Below are 17520 nucleotides of genomic sequence, written 5' to 3'. Positions count from 1 at the left end.
AGCCTCCTGTTCGCTGACATGTGTTCTATCACAGATGGTCAGAAACCGGGGCGTCGAAAAACCCGACCCGCATCAAGATCACGTTATTTTTTCGAATCCTTGCAGAGTTTTTGATGGGGCCAATAGGACTCTGTAAAAAAGTTACAATATCTGGACAGTCGGGAAAATATCCTTACAAAATTGGCTTCACACTGACCGCCCAGACCGGAGTATCGCACTTGTCCCTATTCCTTATCGCGGCCCTTCCCTTTCTCGGCGCTGTTTTTCCTGCCCTGCTGATCCGGGCAGGCCGGAACGCAGCCGCCTCCGCCGCCGGGTTGACCACATTCCTGGCCCTGATGGGCCTGTTGATCCATATCCCTGCGGTGATGCGCGGAGACGTCGTGACCGCCCGGTTCGACTGGATACCGGGGCTGGGGCTGAACGCGAACTTCATGCTAGACGGCCTGGGATTTTTGTTCGCGTTGCTGATCCTGGGCATCGGGTTGCTGATCATCCTTTATGCAAGGTTCTATCTGTCGCGCGAAGATCCGATGGGGCAGTTCTTTACCTATCTTTTGCTGTTTCAGGGCGCGATGGTCGGGATTGTCCTGTCCGACAACATCCTGCTTCTGCTTATATTCTGGGAGCTTACATCGCTCAGCTCATTCCTGCTGATCGGCTATTGGAAGCACCTTCCCGAAGGTCGTCAGGGCGCGCGCATGGCTTTGGCTGTCACTGGCTCTGGCGGTTTGGCGATGATTGCCGGGATGCTGATCCTCGGCAATATCGTGGGGTCTTACGACCTCAGCGTCATTTTGCAGAACAAAGAACTGATCCAGGCCTCACCCTACTACATGCCTGCGCTGATCCTGATCATGCTGGGCTGTTTCACCAAGTCGGCGCAGTTCCCGTTTCATTTCTGGCTACCGCACGCCATGGCCGCGCCAACACCGGTTTCGGCCTATCTGCACTCTGCCACAATGGTGAAAGCGGGCCTGTTTCTGATGGCACGGATGTGGCCGGTTCTGGCCGGCACGGATGCGTGGTTCTACATCGTCGCCACGACGGGGCTGATCACCATGCTGATCGGCGCGTCTATCGCGTTGTTCAAGGACGACCTTAAGGCTCTTCTGGCGTTTTCGACCGTTTCGCATCTTGGCCTCATCACCATGCTGCTGGGCTTTGGCACAAAAATTGCCGCCGTCGCTGCCGTGTTCCACATCATCAACCACGCAACGTTCAAAGCCGCCTTGTTCATGACCGCCGGGATCGTGGATCACGAAACAGGCACGCGCGATATCAAAAGGCTGGGTGGCTTGCGCCACCTGATGCCGATCACCTTCACAATCGGCACGATTGCCGCCCTCTCGATGGCCGGGCTGCCGCCTCTGAACGGTTTCCTGTCCAAAGAGATGATGCTTGAAGAAACCGTGCACACCACATGGCTGCACTCTCATTACCTGGTGCCGGGGCTGGCGCTTTTGGCTGCGTTGTTCTCGGCCGCTTATTCCTTCCGCTTCGTCAGCCACGTCTTTCTTGGACCTCAGCGGGAAGATTATCCGGCACATCCGCATGATCCGCCCGTTGGATTGTGGATTGCGCCCGCGTTCCTGGTCGTACTTGTCATCCTGATCGGCCTCTATTCCGCGGCCATTGTCGGCCCATTGGTCGCAGTGGTGTCCAGCGCGGTGATTGGCGGCGAGAAGCTTCCGTATTACTCGCTGAAACTCTGGCATGGCTTCACACCGGCCCTTTACATGTCGGTCGTGGCCACGCTGGGTGGTCTATTCCTGCTGGCGTTGCACAGACGAGGTGAGCAGATCTGGAACGCTCTGCCCCGCCCCGAAGCCAAGCAGATCTTTGAAGCAATCATAGAAGCGCTGACCAGGTTGAGCCGATGGATCACGGATGAGATGCACAACGGGGTCCTTAGCCGCTATGCGATCATCTTCGTCGCCTTTACCGTTGGCCTGGGTTATTACGCGTATTCGACCGGAACCATCGGCATTGAAACCCGCGTTCCGCTGCCGGCCCAGATCATTCCTATCCTTGGCTGGATCTGCCTTGTGGGTGCGACGCTGGGCATTATGTGGTTCCACCGGAATCGTCTTTTGTCACTGGTTTTGATCGGTGTCGTCGGCCTGATCGTTTCGGTTGCCTTCAACTATCTCTCGGCCCCCGATCTTGCCTTGACGCAGATCTCGGTCGAAGTGGTGACAATGATCCTTTTGTTGCTGTCGCTGAACTTCCTGCCGACCGAAACGCCCTGGGACAGTTCGGCGGCACGGCGCTGGCGGGACGCGGCGATTTCCGTGGTCGCGGGCCTTGGCACCGGTGCGTTGATCTACGCGATGATGATGCGCGATTTCGCGTTCCCGACGATTTCAGAGTTCCATCTGGCCAATTCCTACAAAGGCGGCGGCGGCACCAATGTGGTCAACGTGATCCTTGTCGACTTCCGGGGTTTTGATACCTTTGGCGAGATCATCGTTCTGGGCATCGCCGCGCTGATCATCTTTGCGCTGACGGAATCCGTTCTCGGTACAAATGTCCGCAGCTATCTGCTGAACCGCAAACCGCATTGGCCGCAATCCGGGGATTCGCATCCGCTGATGATGGTTGTGGTCACCCGCGTCATGATGCCGATCGCACTGATGGTCGGGGCGTACATCTTCTTTCGCGGGCACAACCAGCCCGGTGGCGGCTTTATCGCCGGCCTGATCGTCGCCATCGCCTATCTGATGCAATACATGGCCAGCGGCTATACTTGGGCCATCGAGCGGCAGAGGTTCTATTACCACGGCACCATCGGCTGGGGCGTTCTGATCGCCGCAGCAACCGGACTGGGCGCGTGGTTCAATGAACGTCCCTTCCTCACCAGCGATTTCGGCTACATCAACTGGCCTCCGCTTGAGGAATTCGAATGGGCCACCGCCATGCTGTTTGATACAGGCGTATTCCTGGCGGTTCTGGGTGCGGTCATGCTGGCATTGGACAGCCTGTCCCGCTTTGCGTGGCAACCGGGGATGGCACAGGAATTCCCGATGGATATCAACCCCCTGCGAGACAACCCTCCGGAAGAACAACAAGAGAAGGAGCAGGCCTGATGGAAGCGCTCGTAGCCTCTGCCGTCGGTATCATGACCGCTGCCGGGATCTTCCTGATCCTGCGCCGCCGGACGTTTCCGGTCATTCTGGGCCTGTCTCTGATCACATACGCGGTGAACGTCTTCCTGTTCGCGACCGGACGACTAGCGCTGAACGCACCAGCGGTTCTGAACAAGTACGAGGACGTCCCCTATACCGACCCACTGCCACAGGCGCTGGTCCTGACGGCCATCGTGATCTCGTTCGGGATGACAGCCGTGATCGTGATGATCTCGCTCAGCGCATACCTGTCCGCCAAGAATGACCATATCGACATGACCGCCCAGGACAGTGTTGACGCGCCGGGAGATGACGCATGAACCACTGGATCGTTGCGCCGATCGTCCTGCCCGCGATTCTGGCCCCATTCATCATCATGGTCCTGCGATACCATCTGGACCTGCAACGCATCTTCTCGGTCGCGGGCGTCGTGGCTTTGCTTGGGATTGCGCTGACAATCACGGCTCAGGCCTCGGGCGGGGTCATTCAGGTGTACGAGCTTGGCGACTGGCCCGCCCCCTTTGGCATCGTCATGGTGCTGGATCGCATGTCCGCAATGATGGTTCTGCTGACCGCCCTGCTGGCCCTGCCGATCGTGCTTTATGCCATCGCCTCGGGCTGGGATGACCGGGGCAAGCATTTCCACGCGCTGTTTCATTTCCAGCTCATGGGCGTCTGTGGCGCCTTCCTGACCGGCGACGCCTTCAACCTTTTCGTGTTTTTCGAGGTGCTGCTGATCGCGTCTTACGGCCTTATGACACATGGCGGTGGCGCGGTACGGTTGAAAGCGGGTGTGCAGTATGTGGCGTATAACCTGTTGGGGTCGACCCTGTTTCTGTTTGCCCTTGGCACGATCTATGGCGTGACCGGTACGCTGAACATGGCGGACATCGCCCTGCGCGTTGCGGAGATTCCGGCTGAAGATACCGCATTGCTGCGGGTTGGTGCGGTGCTGCTGCTGCTGGTCTTCTGCATCAAGGCTGCCGTTCTGCCCCTGCACTTCTGGCTGCCCGCCAGCTATGCCAACGCCCCGCTGCCTGTTGCGGCCCTGTTTGCAATCATGACCAAGGTAGGGGCCTATTCGATCCTGCGAATGTACACTCTGGCCTTCGGCCCCGACGTCGAAGTCACGCAGGGTCTGGTTGGCGATTGGTTGCAACCTGCGGCGCTGCTGACGCTTGCCGTCGGTGCCGTCGGCATTCTAGGATCGCAGCATATTGCCCGCATGGTTGCCTTTTGCGCCATCGCGTCCATGGGTACTTTGCTGATCGCGATTTCGCAGTTCACGCCCGGCGCGACGGCAGCCGCCCTTTATTACGTGTTCCATTCGACACTTGCGACCGCGTTGCTGTTTCTCATTGCTGACCTGATCATGGAACGGCAGGGAGGGGCCATAGCCCCCAAGCCGCCGATGCCGCAAAGCGGGTTGATTGCTGCCCTGTTCTTTGTCGGCGCCATCGCGATGGCTGGAATGCCGCCGTTGTCCGGCTTTGTTGGCAAGCTTTTGGTTCTGGACGCTTCGCGTGATGCATCCGATGCCACCTCGGTCTGGGCCGTTATCCTGATTGGATCATTCGTCACCATCGTCGGGCTGGCCCGTGCCGGGACGCTGATTTTCTGGAAAAGCTACGACGCTGAGGTTGTCACAACCGATGAAACCGCCGAAGGCGAAAACGCGTCTGTACCCGCCGCCCCCGAACCGCAACCCGGCCTTGCTTTTACGGCTGTGTTCGGGGCCGTGGCAGGTCTGGTCCTGCTGACCCTGTTCGCGGGTCCGGCCCTGGAGTACACGAGCAAAACCGCAGAGCAGTTGTTTACGCCTGAAAACTACATCTCTGCCGTCTTGGGAAGGGAAGAGTGATGAAACTGCTGCGCCGAATTTTCCCGCACCCTCACCTGACGATTTTGCTGACGCTTGTCTGGATTCTGCTGGCGAACAAGCCTTCGCTGAACTCTTTGATCTTTGGTCTGATCCTCGGGATCATCATTCCGTTCGTCACGCAACCCTACTGGCCGGATCGTCCCAAGCTTCGCAACTGGCCAATGGTTGTGGAATACATGCTGGTGGTGCTTTGGGATATCGTGGTTGCGAACGTGACAGTGGCCCGGATCATCCTGTTCAAACGCAATGATAACCGCCAGCCCAACTGGATCTGCGTCCCGCTTGAACTGCGCACACCCGAAGCGATCACGGTTCTTGCGGGCACCATCACGATGACTCCGGGCACCGTCAGTTGTGATTTGTCAGCTCAGGGGCATAATCTGCTGGTGCACTGTCTTGATGCCCCCGACCCCGAGGCCGTGCGGGACCAGATCAAACAGCGCTATGAACGTCGCCTGAAGGAGATTTTCGAATGATCGACTACGCGATTTATTTTGCATTTGCCTGTTTCGGTGCGGCGATCATGATGTGTCTGTGGCGTATCATAACCGCTGACGGGGTCGGCACCCGGGTTCTGGCCTTGGACACTATGGTAATCAACACCATCGCCCTGATGATCCTATATGGGTTGGATCAGGGGACCGAGATTTTTTTCGAGGCCGCCATGATCATTGCCATGCTCGGTTTTGTTTCCACCGTGGCCTATGCGCGCTTCATGTTGCGCGGCAACATTATCGAATGAGGGCGGGATGACATTCATCGTGGAACTGCTGATCGCCTTTTTCCTGATCGTCTCGGGTATCTTCGGCTTTGTCGGGTCTTTTGGCATGATCAAGCTGAAAGACCCGATGTCCCGCCTGCACGCCCCGACCAAGGCAACGACCTTGGGGGTGGGCGGCGTGCTTCTGGCTTCGATCGTGCATTCTGTTCTTCTGGAAGGAAAGCTGTCCCTGCACGAGCTGCTGATCACTCTGTTCCTGTTCCTGACCGCTCCGATCACGGCCCTGTTCATTGCAAAGTGGCACATACACCGGCATGAAAAACCCGAAGACCTGCCGGATGCCGGCGAGGATGAACTTTGGGCCACCCACGCCGTCGAGCAGGTCGAAGACGTTCCGGATCATAGCGCGAATTGAAACCGATGCATATTCCTCCGCTGCCCCTGACCCGCGATCTGGTTCTTGTTGGCGGAGGTCACACCCACGCGCTGCTGCTGCGCAAATGGGGGATGGACCCGTTGCCGGGGGCGCGTGTGACCGTGATAAACCCCGGCCCGACGGCCCCGTATTCCGGGATGCTGCCAGGCTATGTCGCCGGGCATTATGACAGGTGGGAGCTGGACATCGATCTGGTCAGACTGGCCCGCTTCGCAGGCGCGCGCGTCATTCTGGGCGCGGTCGATGGAATCGATACCGATCGTCAGGAAATCCATGTTCCCGGGCGTCCTCCGGTAGGTTTCGATGTGGCGTCGGTCAATGTTGGGATCACTTCGGACATGCCCGCAATGCCCGGCTTTGCGGAACATGCGGTACCAGCCAAACCACTGGGGCCATTCGCGGCAAAGTGGGCTGCTTATCTGGAAGGCAGCGGCCCTGCCTCGGTCGTCGTAATCGGCGGTGGGGTCGCCGGGGTTGAACTGGCCATGGCGATGGCTCATGCGCTCAGGGCCAAGGGTCGGTCAGCGCAGGTTACGCTGATCGACAATGCCATTGCCTTGACGGCCACCAGGCCCAAAGCAGCAGAGACGATCCGCCGTGCGATGCAGGATCTTGGTGTAGAGGTGATCGAAAACGCCGCGATCAACCGGATCGCTTCGGATCACGTCGCATTGCAGGACGGGCGCAAAATCCCGGCCGGTTTCGTGACAGGTGCGGCCGGAGCCCGCCCCTATGGCTGGATCGAAAAGACCGGGCTGGACCTTGAGGATGGCTTCATCCGGGTAAACAGCTACCTGCAATCCAGCGATCCCGTGATTTTTGCCGCCGGTGATTGCGCCCATCTGACGGACAATCCCAGACCCAAAGCCGGTGTATATGCAGTGCGCGAAGCACCGGTTCTGTTCGACAATCTGCGCGCGGCGCTGGGGGCTGGACGGATGCGCAAGTACGTCCCGCAGAAAGATTACCTGAAGCTGATTTCGCTAGGCGGCAAATCAGCGCTGGGCGAGCGGTTGGGGTTGTCCCACAGCGGAGCGATGATGTGGAAATGGAAGAACCACATCGACCAGACTTTCATGAACAAGTTCCGGGACCTGCCGCAGATGAAGCCCCCCGCGCTGCCGCGCGCGCATGCCGCCGGGCTTGTCGAGGTGCTGGGTGAAAAACCGATGTGTGGCGGATGCGGTGCCAAGGTCGGGCGCGGAGCATTGCAGGTGGCGCTGAAATCGCAGCCCGATCCTGTTCGCCCGGATATCATCCCCCTGCCCGGCGACGACGCGGCTCTGCTTCAGACGGGCGGGGTTCGGCAGGTCATGACATCAGATCACCTGCGGGCTTTTACCAATGATCCCGCACTTATGGCGCGCATCGCCGCTGTACATGCCCTGGGGGATGTGTGGGCCATGGGGGCCACGCCTCAGGCTGCCACGGCAACGATCATCCTTCCGCGCATGTCTGCTGCCCTGCAACGCCGTACCATGTCGGAAATCATGTCGATCGCAGGAGACGTCATGCGGGACGCCGGTGCCGATATCGTGGGCGGGCACAGTTCCATGGGTGACGAGATGACAATCGGTTTCACACTGACCGGCCTGTGCGACGCCGACCCGATTACGCTGGCCGGCGGGCAACCGGGCGACTGTCTGATCCTGACCAAACCCATAGGAAGCGGCGTTCTCATGGCGGCCGAGATGGCAGGCCAGGCCAACGGTGCCTGGGTCGCCGCAGCCTACCGGCATATGGCGCAGCCGCAGGGTAAGGCGGCCCGCATATTGGCCGGGGCCCATGCGATGACCGACGTGACCGGGTTTGGTCTGGCCGGACATCTGCAAGGTATCTGCGACGCTTCCGGATGCGGGGCCATAATGGATTTGGATGCCGTGGAGTTGATGGATGGCGCGCAGGAACTGACGGACCGGGGTGTTCGATCAACCCTTTTTGCAGACAACCGGGCAATAGCACCTGCACTGCCTGCCGCGGGCAAAGCCGCCCTGATATTCGACCCGCAGACAGCAGGCGGCCTGCTGGCCGCAGTGGCGGCAAAGGGTGCCGAAACCGTCTTGAAAGACCTCAGGAACGCCGGATATCCGGCCATGGCAATCGGCGAGCTCACCGATGCACCGGGACTGCGCCTTCAGGACTGATCCAGCAGGGTTTCGATCCGGGTGGCCGCCTTGCTCAGGCCGGCATCGTTCAGAACGGCGATCTCAATATCGGCCAGAACCTTGACGGAACGGGACCGCCGCGACTTTGCGTATGCCGGGTCGTAATGCTGCTCCATCAGGGCCTGGGTCAGCACCTGTTTTTGACCTGCTTCGATCAGCTGCATCCAATTATCCACGACCTCGTGCCCGCGATGAAAGCGCAGCGGCGACAAACGGTCCCTCAAACGGTCACTGTCAGACAGGATGTCGTCATAGGCCTGAACGAGATAGGCAGCGCGCGCCTCGAGCGGAGCCGTGATGTTCACCCGTGGGGCTGCGCACAAAGCGTTCCACAGGCTGGGCGGCAGTATCAGGCTGCCGATCTTGGACGATTCCGCTTCGATGACGACCGGGCGCGCCGTATCCATCGCACAAAGCGCCCCTGCCAGGGCCGATTCAAAAGCTTTCTGGCTGGGCTGGCCGCCCGGTCTTTCCCCCAGCAGAGACCCTCGGTGATTGGCCAGTGCTTCGAGGTCAAGAACCTGCAGCCGGCGTGCCTGCAAAAGTGCCAGCAATTCTGTCTTGGCCGTTCCGGTATAGCCATCCAGCGCCACCAACCGATGCGGCAACGGATCATCGTACAAATACGCATTCACCAGCCAGCGGTAGGTGCGATAGCCGCCCTCGATCACATCCGCACGCCAGCCGATTTGTTGCAGCATCCATGTGAACGACCCGGAACGCTGTCCGCCACGCCAGCAATAGATCAGAGGGCGCCAGCTGCCTTCGTGGTGGCTTAGATGTTGCTCGATGTGGTTGGCCGCATTGCGGAATACCAGAGCGGCCCCGAGTTTACGCGCCAGAAACGGACTCTCCTGTACATACATGGTCCCGACACGGGCGCGTTCCTCGTTGTTCAGAACCGGCAGGTTGATCGCGCCTGGCAGATGATCTTCAGCGAACTCTGCCGGACTGCGCACATCGATGACCGTGTCAAAACCATGCGCATAAAGCTGTGTCAGATCAGAAAAATTCAGGGCCATGCCGATGGTCTAGCTTGCCGCGTCTGCAAAGAAAAGGCCGCACGCCGTCACTCGTGCAAAGGCGTGATCAGATCAGGTCCGCTGGCCCGGTTCGAGTTCACGACTGGATCAACGCGATGAAACGTCAGCACATCCTCTGCCCCCGGCTGCATCAAACGAGCAGCGCCCTTTCCCGCTTCTCCCAGCCACAATGACCAATGTTCGGGTTCGAGGATCAGGGGCATCCGATGATGGATGGTACCAAGGTTTTCGTTGGCCGCCGTCGTCACGATGGCACAGGTGCCCTGACGGTTTTCATCCACCCCCCAATCCTGCCAGATCCCGGCAAAGGCAATGGGGGCGCCGTCCCTACGATGGATGTACCATGGCAAGCGCGTTCCCTCGTCCGTCTTGGTCCATTCGTAGAACCCCGTTGCGGCAATCAGACAGCGACGCGACCGGCAGGCATCGCGAAAGGCAGGCTTTTCCGCCAAAGTCTCGGCGCGGGCGTTGATCAGCAAAGGCCCGGCGGTTTGCGTCTTGTACCAATGTGGCAAGAACCCCCAACGCAGCGCATCCAGACGCCGACCTGAGTCACCACCCCGAACCACATGCACCTGATTTGTCGGACAAACATTGAAATTCGGTACGGTCGGCAACGCGTTTGCCGGACGCGCGGAGAACAGCTGCGCCATCGCGTCATTGGGAAGAGTTATTGCAAACCGTCCGCACATAGGTAATCAACCGACGATACAATCTTGATACTGGCACAGGATCTCACGGGATCACACGGAAAACCCAAAAACGCAATCCCTCAAGAGTAAAGCGATGGCCCTTTTGGATGCGGGCAAGCTTCCACAGGCGCTGAAAAAGGCCCAATTGGGCATCAAGAAATTCCCGAAGGCCTCGGATTACCAAGCCATCGCCGGTTTCGTTTTGACCGAGATGAAGCAGTACAGGAAATCCATTCCGCATTTCATTGAAGCCTCGCGGATGAAGCCCGATGATCCGCAATTTTCCGAGAATCTGGCTAACGCCTTGATGCAAACAGGGCAAATTTTACAGGCATTGACCTACGCAGAAAAAAAGATTGAACGATTTCCCAACAATCGGGAACTCACCAGAGTCATCGACGAAATACAACGCCAAGGGGAGAACTGGCGATCCATCATCCAGTTCACCACACACAAACTGGCGTCAGATCCGAACAACGCGGAATTGCTTTCAAAGCGTGCCCGCGCCTTCCAAAGCATCGGTTTTGTCGAGGAAAGCACGCGGGATATCCAACGCGCGTACGAGTTGGCACAAAGAACACAACTATTGCATTGCAAATGGCCATCAATCTGCATCAGACCAGTGACAGAGCCCAAGCGATCAAAGTTCTGCAAAACATCCTGGAAACCGATCCCCACAACCCGAATGCCCTCTTGCAATCCGCAATATTGACCGCACAGGAAAACGTGCCGCAGATGATCCCTGCGTTGAACGAGGCCATCGCTCAGACAGATCAACCTTTACAAGAGCTCGAGTTTGCCAAGGCACATCTGATCGAAAAAAGCGAAGGCTTGGCCAAGGCGTTGCCGCAATTTGCAAAGGCAAACGCAATCCAACAGAGTATTCTACCCTACGACCCCGAAATCGAAGAGAACAAAATATCCGATATTCTGGACCTGTTCCCTCAAGGGTCGCCTCGGGTCAGTGCAGAGCAAAACAGTATGCCGGTACCAATTTTTATTATCGGTCAGCCGCGATCCGGAACCACTTTGATGGAGATGATGCTGAGCTCTGCGCCCGGTATCGCCGGTTGCGGTGAACTGATGCTGATGACCGACCTTTCCGCAAAGTTTTATACGTCCGGCACGTCGCTCGATTCAGAAGCCGCGAAGGCGATTGCCCAAAGCTACCTGGACCAGATGCCTGGGATTCCGACGGATTCAATCGCCTTTGTCGACAAGATGCCGCACAACTACCAAAATGTCGGCTTCATTCTTGCAGCCTTCCCGAATGCCCGGATCATCAACATGCTGCGGGATCCACGCGATGTCGGTTTGTCAAAATGGATCCAGCGGTTCCTGGCAGACGGCATGAACGACACATCTAACCTTGAAGCGATCGCGCATACCGCAAATCTGTATCCCGCTACATGTCTCATTGGGATAAGCTGTTCGGAAACCGCATTCTGACAATGCCCTATGAAGATCTGGTGGCGGACCCCCTGACCCACAGCCAGCGCGTTGCCGAGTTTTGCGGTATTGAGTGGTGCCAATCCATGGTACACCCCGAAAAGAACACCAGACAGGTGCGTACGGCCAGCGTGGATCAGGTGCGCAACAAGATCTCGACCAAGTCAATCGGGCGCTGGCGCAAGGTCGCGCATCAGATCAAACCGATGCTGGATGGCTTTGACCCGGAACTTTGGCCGGAATACGATTTCAGTTAATCCGCAGAAGCGGAAAAGCCGCATCATAACGACGCGGCTTTTGTCCTTTTCGAAAAACAGGGTCACTTCTGTTGGATGCGTCCGTCGACATAAGGCTGGTACGGCGCGTTTTCAGCCAGATATTCCGCGGTTACATCCGCAAGATCCGGACCGAAGTCATAGGCGTTCTTGTCATCGCCCTCGAACATCGAATACCCATCGCCACCATTGCGGACGTAGTTGTTGGTTACGACCAGGTAGGTTTTGTTCGGATCAATCGGAACGAACCCATCACCCTCGGCGACCATCACATCAATGATACGCCCTTCGTTCGGCGCTACGCTGGGATCCCAGGTAAAGCGCAGGCCCGCCACTTGCGGGAACCGGCCCTTGACCTCTTCCACCTGGCTTACGCCGTTTTCCAGCGCGTCAATGACGGTCTGCCCGGTGATCTCAAAAGTGGACAGCGTGTTCTGGAACGGCAGCACAGTCAGCACTTCGCCCATGGTCACTTCGCCTTCGTCAATCGACGCGCGCAGACCGCCAGAATTCGCAATCGCAATCTGAGCGCCCTGTTCGGCAACCCGCGCCAGCATGGCGTCGGCGACAAGGTTACCCATTGCGCATTCTTGTACGCGGCAAACCGCCCGATCGCCTTCAATTGCAGCGCCCGAGTTGGCAACGACGCGTTGCTTCATTTCTTCGATCGGTGCGCCCATCTCGGCCACGCGTGCAGCGATATCCGCATCGGGCGTGACAGACGCATCAAGCAGGATAGGCTCACCTTCCGCTGAAATCAGGTTGCCGTCATCATCAAAGGTCAGCGTGATCTCGCCCAGATATTTGGAATAGGCATAGGCCTGCACGATCGGGACATCACCGACCATCATCGGATATGACCCAGCCGCACCTTCCTGCGTGTTCGAGAGCAGCGTGTGCGAATGGCCGCCGACAACAAGGTCAAGCCCCGGCACCTGCTCTGCGATCTCCAGATCCTTGGCCAATCCAACATGGTTCAAAGCAATGATGATATTGACACCTTCATCCTGCAAGGCAGCTACATCAGCCTGCAGGCTTTCTATCTCATCCTTGAAAATTACGTCCTTGCCGGGGCTTGACGTTTCAACCGTGTCCGTTGCCAGTGCTGAAATTATGCCGACCTTCTGACCGCCAACGTCAAGCACAACATGGTTGCCGACCTTGTCCTTCAACTCGGCCGACGACGACAGGTCCAGATTGCCCGAGATCACTGGGAAACTGACCGCGTCGATGAACGACGCCAGACCTTCCGGACCATCGTCGAATTCGTGGTTGCCAACGGCCATAACATCGTAACCGATGGCTTCCATGAACTCGGCCTCTGCCGCGCCCTTATATGTTGTGTAGTAAAGCGATCCCTGGAACGGATCCCCCGCATCCAGCAGCAGCACATTCTGATCCGCCAGCGCATCACGTCGGGCGTCTACCATGGTCTTGAGGCGTGCAACGCCGCCAAAACACTTACCTTCGGCTTCGCCTTCTGCGTCACAGGTCGAGTCGTATTTGTTGATCGACTCGATACGACTGTGAATGTCGTTAGTATGCAGAATGGTCAGCTTGTATTCTGCCGCCGCCACGCCAGCGGTCAGGCCAAGAATTGCAGCCGAAGCCAGGAAACGCGTCAACATATTGAATCTCCCTGTTTTAATTTGCAGGGATCGTGCGCCGATGACGCCAAAGAGTCAAAGAAGAAATCCGGCTTGATTCCAACGCGTACGCGGGGCATCAGGTCCGTATGCTGATTTACAAGATTTTCCGAGCCGAAGAGTGGGCCACCTTGCAGGACCAAGGTGCCTCGAACGGTGCTCCGATCGACGTCGCTGACGGGTTTGTCCACTTTTCCACCGCTGAACAAGCAGCTGAAACCGCAGCCAAACATTTTGCCGGTGTCGATGGTCTGGTTTTGCTGGCCTGTGACGCAGATGCGATGGGCGACGACCTGAAATGGGAGGTCTCGCGCGGCGGTGCCCTGTTCCCGCATCTCTATCGCCAGATCCGGATGAGCGATGTTGCCTGGTCACGCCCTCTGCCGTTTGACGGCACCGCGCACCAGTTCCCAAAGGACATGTCATGACATCCTATATCGACCCGGACCGCGACCAGTTCGAGGCCTTCAAGGCATTGGATCGGGACCAGCCGATCGAAATGCTCAACCTGGTGAAATTTCGGGCCAAGGCGCAGTACCCACCCGCGCATGAACTGGAGAATGCAGGGCTGACCGGAGCGCAAGCCTACAAGAACTACGGAGCCGAAACCGCTCCGATCATTGAACGTATCGGGGCGCGCATCCTTTGGCGTGGGGTGTTTGAATCAACCCTGATTGGCCCGGCGGACGAGGCGTGGGATGCCGTTTTCATCGCCCGCTATCCGACGGCACATGCATTTCTGGAAATGGTCACCGACCCAACCTATCGGGCGGCGGTGATCCACCGTCAGGCGGCGGTGGAAACGTCCCGCCTGATCCGATGCGGTTCAAGTGAAGCCGGGGCGACATTCGGATGAAACTGACAGAGAAACTGGGCCTCGCCGCCCTGCACCGCATGGACCCCGAGACCGCCCACGGGATGTCGATCAGGGCGTTGAAGTCAGGGCTGGCACCCGCACCCGGGCCGGTAACGACGCCGCGCCTGAAAACGGTCGTTGCCGGGTTGACCCTGCCGAACCCGATTGGGCTGGCTGCCGGGTTCGACAAGAATGGTGAGGTTTTGGCCCCGCTGTCCCGCGCCGGGTTCGGTTTTGTCGAAGTCGGGGCGGTCACGCCGCGCCCGCAACCGGGAAACCCCAAACCCCGTCTTTTTCGCCTGACCGAGGACAAGGCAGCCATCAACCGCTTTGGCTTCAACAATGAAGGCATGGAGGCGATGGCAAAACGGCTGGCAGACCGCCCCAAAGACGCGGTCATCGGCCTGAATCTGGGGGCCAACAAGGACAGCGAAGACCGCGCGGGCGATTTTGTCAAAGTGCTGGCCCATTGTGCCGAACACCTGGATTTTGCAACCGTCAACGTGTCATCCCCGAATACGGAGAAGCTGCGGGATTTGCAGGGCAAAGCCGCTCTCACCGCGTTGTTGAGCGGTGTGATCGAGACACGTGATGCGCTGCCGCGCCGGCTGCCGATCTTCCTGAAAATCGCTCCGGATCTCACCGAGGCGGAATTGCAGGACATCGCCGAGGTCGCACGCGAAACCGGGGTGGACGCTGTGATCGCCACCAATACCACCTTGTCCCGCGACGGGTTGCGCAGCGCGCAGAAAGACGAAAGTGGTGGTTTGTCGGGCGCCCCGCTGTTTGAAAAGTCGACCAGCGTACTGGCTCGGCTGAGCAAACTGACGGACGGGGATATCCCCCTGATAGGCGTGGGCGGCATCAGCAATGCCGAGCAAGCCTATGCCAAGATCTGTGCCGGGGCATCGGCCGTGCAGTTCTATACCGCAATGGTGTATGGCGGCATTTCCCTGGCTGCCGACATCGCCAAAGGGCTGGATGACTTGCTGGCGCGTGACGGTTTTGACACCGTATCGCAAGCCGTCGGCAGCAAACGAGAGGATTGGCTGTGATCGAATACTGGCACAACCCCCGCTGTTCCAAATCCCGCGCCGGTCTGGCGCTTTTGGAAGAAAACGGTGCGCAGGTCTGCGTTCGAAAGTACCTGGAAGACGCACCGTCAATCGACGAGTTGCGCGCTGCGCAATCCGCGCTTGGGCTGTCGCCCATCGAAATGATGCGCACAGGAGAAAAACGGTTCAAGGAACTGGGGCTGGTCAAAACCTCGCCCGACGAAGACCTGATCCGTGCCATGGCCGAAAACCCGATCCTGATCGAGCGCCCTCTTGCAATTGCCGGAGACAAAGCCGCCATCGGACGTCCGCCGGAAAACCTGTTGACGTTGCTCTAGGCCACCTGGGCTTCAAGCTTGGGATAGCGCCAGCCCATTGTCACACCACGTGCGATATTAAGAACCATCAGCGCGGCCCACAGGCCGTGATTGCCGAAGACAGGCACCAGCATGAACAAAGCGACCACATAGATCGCCACCGACTGAATCATCGCGTTTCGCATGGCGCGGGTCCAGGTGGCACCGATGTAGATACCGTCGAACATCCAGCTTGCCACCCCGATCACCGGGGCGATCGCGGCCCAGAACAGGTATTCGCGCCCGGCTTCACGCACTTGCGGTGAAGTTGACATCAGGTCGATCAGCGCCGGGCCGGCGACGAAGAAAACCGCCGCCAGCAACAGCGCGCCCCCAACACCCCATTGCGAGGCCATGACAGAGGCGCGACGCACCTGATACCTGTCTCTGGCACCGACTGCGCCTCCGACCAGCGCTTCGGCGGAAAAGGCGAACCCATCAAGCGCAAAGGCGGTGATTTCAAGAAACTGAAGCAAGACTTGATTGGCCGCCAGATTCACGTCACCCAGATCCGAGCCAACAAAAAGGAATGTCGTGAACGATCCGGTCAACAGAACCGATCGCAGCATGATATCACCGTTGACCTGCAACATGCGCCGCAGCCGGGCGGCATCGAAAACCCTAGCCCAATCGCGCCAGATTCCATCTGCGAACCCATCCCGGCAAAGCCACACCCCCAAGGCCAAACCGGTCCATTCTGCGATCAGGGTGGCAATCGCAACCCCTTCGACCCCCCAGCCCAGGCCCAAAACGAACCACAGGTCGAGACCGATATTCAACCCGTTCATCCAGACCTGAAGGATGAACACGCCGCGCGTACGCTCGACGGCGATCAGCCAGCCGGTAACGGCATATAATGCGATGGTTGCAGGCGCCCCCCAGATGCGGATTTCCAGATAGGATCGGGTCAGGGCTTCGACTTCGGGGCTTGCCGGGGAAAGCGCGAATGCACCCGCAAACACGGCCACCTGCGCAAGGATAAAGAACAGTCCTGCCGCGCCTCCAAGGATCAGGCCGCGCATCAGCAGCGCCCGGGTTTCGACGGTATCGCCTGCCCCGCGTGCCTGCGCCGCCATCCCGGTTGTGCCCATCCGCAGGAAACCGAAGATCCAATAAATTGTGGACAGGATCACAGCCCCGATGCCGACCGCCCCGATCGGGGCCGCCTCGCCCATCTGACCGACAACGCCGGTATCCACCGCACCCAGTATCGGCACGGTGGCATTCGACAGAACTATGGGCACCGCGATCTTCAGCACCCGCCCGTGCGTGATGGGCGCCGAGGCGTCCTGCACGGTCAGCTCTTGTCTCTGGGAGGTTGCGGCATCAGGAAATGTCCGGAAGCCTGCGCAAACAGTTTCGCATGATTGTCCTGCCAGGCTTCGACACGGACCGAGGCATACCGCCGCCCGGATCTGCTGATGAAGGCCCGTGCATATGCGTCCCGTGGAAGGCCCGAGCGCAGATAGTCGACGGTAAAGTCGATGGTCTTGGGAAAGCGAATATTCGGGTCGGTCACAATGGCCTCTCCGTCGATCTCGCCACTTTCGATACGCGGGAACATATGTTCCCAACTAAGGGTGATGACAGCGGTCACTTCGAGGAATGCCGCGGTTACACCGCCGTGAATCGCAGGCAGGAACGGGTTGCCGATCAACTTGTCATCGAAGTTCAGAACGCCGGTCAGTTCATCCCCGCGCCGGTCGAAGCTGATATTGAGAAATCGGATGTAAGGGACACCGTCAACCAGCGCACGCAACGCTGCGTCGCGTCGCTGCTTGACCACCTGCATTGGTTCGGGACGAGGTCTTGCCAT

At 58.6% G+C, this 17520-nt stretch carries 19 protein-coding genes; 14 read left to right on the top strand and 5 right to left on the bottom strand.

What is annotated here, in order from left to right:
* The first annotated feature begins 218 nt into the window (after positions 1–218).
* From GS620_RS00205 to selD, 7 genes are read left to right on the top strand one after another with little or no spacing between them, the layout of a single operon-like run.
* Positions 219–3089: a monovalent cation/H+ antiporter subunit A gene (locus tag GS620_RS00205; RefSeq protein WP_171613485.1), complete on the top strand. Its 2871-nt coding sequence runs from the start codon at positions 219–221 to the stop codon at positions 3087–3089.
* Positions 3089–3448: a Na+/H+ antiporter subunit C gene (locus GS620_RS00200; RefSeq protein WP_152457442.1), complete on the top strand. Its 360-nt coding sequence runs from the start codon at positions 3089–3091 to the stop codon at positions 3446–3448. The genes GS620_RS00205 and GS620_RS00200 overlap by 1 nt, the downstream gene beginning before the upstream one ends.
* Positions 3445–4989, top strand: coding sequence for a monovalent cation/H+ antiporter subunit D (locus GS620_RS00195; RefSeq protein ID WP_171613483.1), 1545 nt, complete (start codon positions 3445–3447; stop codon positions 4987–4989). Before GS620_RS00200 ends, GS620_RS00195 begins: the two co-directional genes overlap by 4 nt.
* Positions 4989–5486: a Na+/H+ antiporter subunit E gene (locus tag GS620_RS00190; protein ID WP_171119435.1), complete on the top strand. Its 498-nt coding sequence runs from the start codon at positions 4989–4991 to the stop codon at positions 5484–5486. Before GS620_RS00195 ends, GS620_RS00190 begins: the two co-directional genes overlap by 1 nt.
* A complete protein-coding gene (locus tag GS620_RS00185) occupies positions 5483–5752 on the top strand; it encodes a K+/H+ antiporter subunit F (protein ID WP_152457439.1) in 270 nt (89 codons plus the stop codon). Before GS620_RS00190 ends, GS620_RS00185 begins: the two co-directional genes overlap by 4 nt.
* Before the next feature lie 7 nt (positions 5753–5759).
* A complete protein-coding gene (locus GS620_RS00180; protein WP_152457438.1) occupies positions 5760–6146 on the top strand; it encodes a Na+/H+ antiporter subunit G in 387 nt (128 codons plus the stop codon).
* Between the two features lie 5 nt (positions 6147–6151).
* The gene (gene selD / locus GS620_RS00175; RefSeq protein ID WP_171613481.1) at positions 6152–8311 is read left to right on the top strand and encodes a selenide, water dikinase SelD; all 2160 of its coding nucleotides are present in this window, start codon (positions 6152–6154) and stop codon (positions 8309–8311) included.
* On the opposite strand, the gene mnmH is transcribed toward selD, so the two are convergent.
* Together mnmH and GS620_RS00165 are read right to left on the bottom strand one after the other, a co-directional pair.
* Positions 8302–9354 carry a tRNA 2-selenouridine(34) synthase MnmH gene (gene mnmH / locus GS620_RS00170; protein WP_171613479.1) on the bottom strand — a complete coding sequence of 351 codons (1053 nt, stop codon included), beginning with the start codon at positions 9352–9354 and terminating at the stop codon, positions 8302–8304. The genes selD and mnmH overlap by 10 nt on opposite strands.
* Before the next feature lie 47 nt (positions 9355–9401).
* Positions 9402–10067 carry an SOS response-associated peptidase gene (locus GS620_RS00165; RefSeq protein ID WP_171119432.1) on the bottom strand — a complete coding sequence of 222 codons (666 nt, stop codon included), beginning with the start codon at positions 10065–10067 and terminating at the stop codon, positions 9402–9404.
* A 94-nt stretch (positions 10068–10161) separates the two neighbouring features.
* On the opposite strand from GS620_RS00165, the gene GS620_RS21910 reads away from it, so the two are divergent.
* Genes GS620_RS21910 through GS620_RS21900 form a run of 3 tightly spaced genes read left to right on the top strand, consistent with a single transcriptional unit; the run spans position 10162 to position 11773 of the window.
* Entirely contained in the window at positions 10162–10779 is a 618-nt protein-coding gene (locus tag GS620_RS21910) for a tetratricopeptide repeat protein (protein ID WP_253283772.1), read from the top strand.
* Between the two features lie 23 nt (positions 10780–10802).
* Complete coding sequence (locus GS620_RS21905) at positions 10803–11516, top strand: sulfotransferase (protein WP_253283771.1); 714 nt, start codon at positions 10803–10805, stop codon at positions 11514–11516.
* Positions 11477–11773: a sulfotransferase gene (locus GS620_RS21900; protein WP_253283770.1), complete on the top strand. Its 297-nt coding sequence runs from the start codon at positions 11477–11479 to the stop codon at positions 11771–11773. The genes GS620_RS21905 and GS620_RS21900 overlap by 40 nt, the downstream gene beginning before the upstream one ends.
* Positions 11774–11835: 62 nt before the next feature.
* Here GS620_RS21900 and GS620_RS00155 read toward each other — a convergent pair whose 3' ends face one another.
* Positions 11836–13419, bottom strand: a complete 1584-nt coding sequence (locus GS620_RS00155) for a bifunctional UDP-sugar hydrolase/5'-nucleotidase (RefSeq protein ID WP_171613477.1) — start codon at positions 13417–13419, stop codon at positions 11836–11838.
* Between the two features lie 107 nt (positions 13420–13526).
* Here GS620_RS00155 and GS620_RS00150 point away from each other — a divergent pair, with 107 nt between their 5' ends.
* From GS620_RS00150 to arsC, 4 genes are read left to right on the top strand one after another with little or no spacing between them, the layout of a single operon-like run.
* Complete coding sequence (locus GS620_RS00150) at positions 13527–13865, top strand: DUF952 domain-containing protein (RefSeq protein ID WP_171613475.1); 339 nt, start codon at positions 13527–13529, stop codon at positions 13863–13865.
* Positions 13862–14293, top strand: a complete 432-nt coding sequence (locus GS620_RS00145) for a DUF1330 domain-containing protein (protein ID WP_171613473.1) — start codon at positions 13862–13864, stop codon at positions 14291–14293. The genes GS620_RS00150 and GS620_RS00145 overlap by 4 nt, the downstream gene beginning before the upstream one ends.
* Positions 14290–15348, top strand: a complete 1059-nt coding sequence (locus GS620_RS00140) for a quinone-dependent dihydroorotate dehydrogenase (RefSeq protein ID WP_171613471.1) — start codon at positions 14290–14292, stop codon at positions 15346–15348. Before GS620_RS00145 ends, GS620_RS00140 begins: the two co-directional genes overlap by 4 nt.
* On the top strand, positions 15345–15686 hold the full coding sequence (gene arsC / locus GS620_RS00135) for an arsenate reductase (glutaredoxin) (RefSeq protein ID WP_171170673.1): 342 nt from the start codon (positions 15345–15347) through the stop codon (positions 15684–15686). The genes GS620_RS00140 and arsC overlap by 4 nt, the downstream gene beginning before the upstream one ends.
* Here the strand turns inward: arsC and GS620_RS00130 are convergent.
* Positions 15683–16999 (bottom strand): MATE family efflux transporter, encoded by a 1317-nt coding sequence (locus tag GS620_RS00130; RefSeq protein ID WP_171613469.1) that lies wholly within the window; start codon positions 16997–16999, stop codon positions 15683–15685. The two genes, arsC and GS620_RS00130, sit on opposite strands and share 4 nt — an antisense overlap.
* Positions 17000–17001: 2 nt before the next feature.
* Positions 17002–17520 carry a PaaI family thioesterase gene (locus GS620_RS00125; protein ID WP_152457427.1) on the bottom strand — a complete coding sequence of 173 codons (519 nt, stop codon included), beginning with the start codon at positions 17518–17520 and terminating at the stop codon, positions 17002–17004.

The organism is Ruegeria sp. HKCCD6428, from assembly GCF_013110595.1.
Classification (GTDB): Bacteria; Pseudomonadota; Alphaproteobacteria; order Rhodobacterales; family Rhodobacteraceae; genus Ruegeria.
This window is presented reverse-complemented; position numbering and strand designations above follow the sequence as displayed.

Excerpts from the sequence above, each read along its gene's own strand:
- GS620_RS00150 (WP_171613475.1), top strand. The coding sequence starts at position 13,527 with ATGCTGATTTACAAGATTTTCCGAGCCGAAGAGTGGGCCACCTTGCAG.
- GS620_RS00190 (WP_171119435.1), top strand. The coding sequence starts at position 4,989 with ATGAAACTGCTGCGCCGAATTTTCCCGCACCCTCACCTGACGATTTTG.
- GS620_RS00145 (WP_171613473.1), top strand. The coding sequence starts at position 13,862 with ATGACATCCTATATCGACCCGGACCGCGACCAGTTCGAGGCCTTCAAG.
- GS620_RS00155 (WP_171613477.1), bottom strand. The coding sequence starts at position 13,419 with ATGTTGACGCGTTTCCTGGCTTCGGCTGCAATTCTTGGCCTGACCGCT.
- GS620_RS00125 (WP_152457427.1), bottom strand. The coding sequence starts at position 17,520 with ATGGCAAGACCTCGTCCCGAACCAATGCAGGTGGTCAAGCAGCGACGC.
- GS620_RS21900 (WP_253283770.1), top strand. The coding sequence starts at position 11,477 with ATGTCTCATTGGGATAAGCTGTTCGGAAACCGCATTCTGACAATGCCC.
- mnmH (WP_171613479.1), bottom strand. The coding sequence starts at position 9,354 with ATGGCCCTGAATTTTTCTGATCTGACACAGCTTTATGCGCATGGTTTT.
- GS620_RS00185 (WP_152457439.1), top strand. The coding sequence starts at position 5,483 with ATGATCGACTACGCGATTTATTTTGCATTTGCCTGTTTCGGTGCGGCG.
- GS620_RS00165 (WP_171119432.1), bottom strand. The coding sequence starts at position 10,067 with ATGTGCGGACGGTTTGCAATAACTCTTCCCAATGACGCGATGGCGCAG.
- GS620_RS00140 (WP_171613471.1), top strand. The coding sequence starts at position 14,290 with ATGAAACTGACAGAGAAACTGGGCCTCGCCGCCCTGCACCGCATGGAC.
- GS620_RS00180 (WP_152457438.1), top strand. The coding sequence starts at position 5,760 with ATGACATTCATCGTGGAACTGCTGATCGCCTTTTTCCTGATCGTCTCG.
- selD (WP_171613481.1), top strand. The coding sequence starts at position 6,152 with ATGCATATTCCTCCGCTGCCCCTGACCCGCGATCTGGTTCTTGTTGGC.
- GS620_RS00200 (WP_152457442.1), top strand. The coding sequence starts at position 3,089 with ATGGAAGCGCTCGTAGCCTCTGCCGTCGGTATCATGACCGCTGCCGGG.
- GS620_RS21905 (WP_253283771.1), top strand. The coding sequence starts at position 10,803 with ATGATCCCTGCGTTGAACGAGGCCATCGCTCAGACAGATCAACCTTTA.
- GS620_RS00195 (WP_171613483.1), top strand. The coding sequence starts at position 3,445 with ATGAACCACTGGATCGTTGCGCCGATCGTCCTGCCCGCGATTCTGGCC.
- GS620_RS21910 (WP_253283772.1), top strand. The coding sequence starts at position 10,162 with ATGGCCCTTTTGGATGCGGGCAAGCTTCCACAGGCGCTGAAAAAGGCC.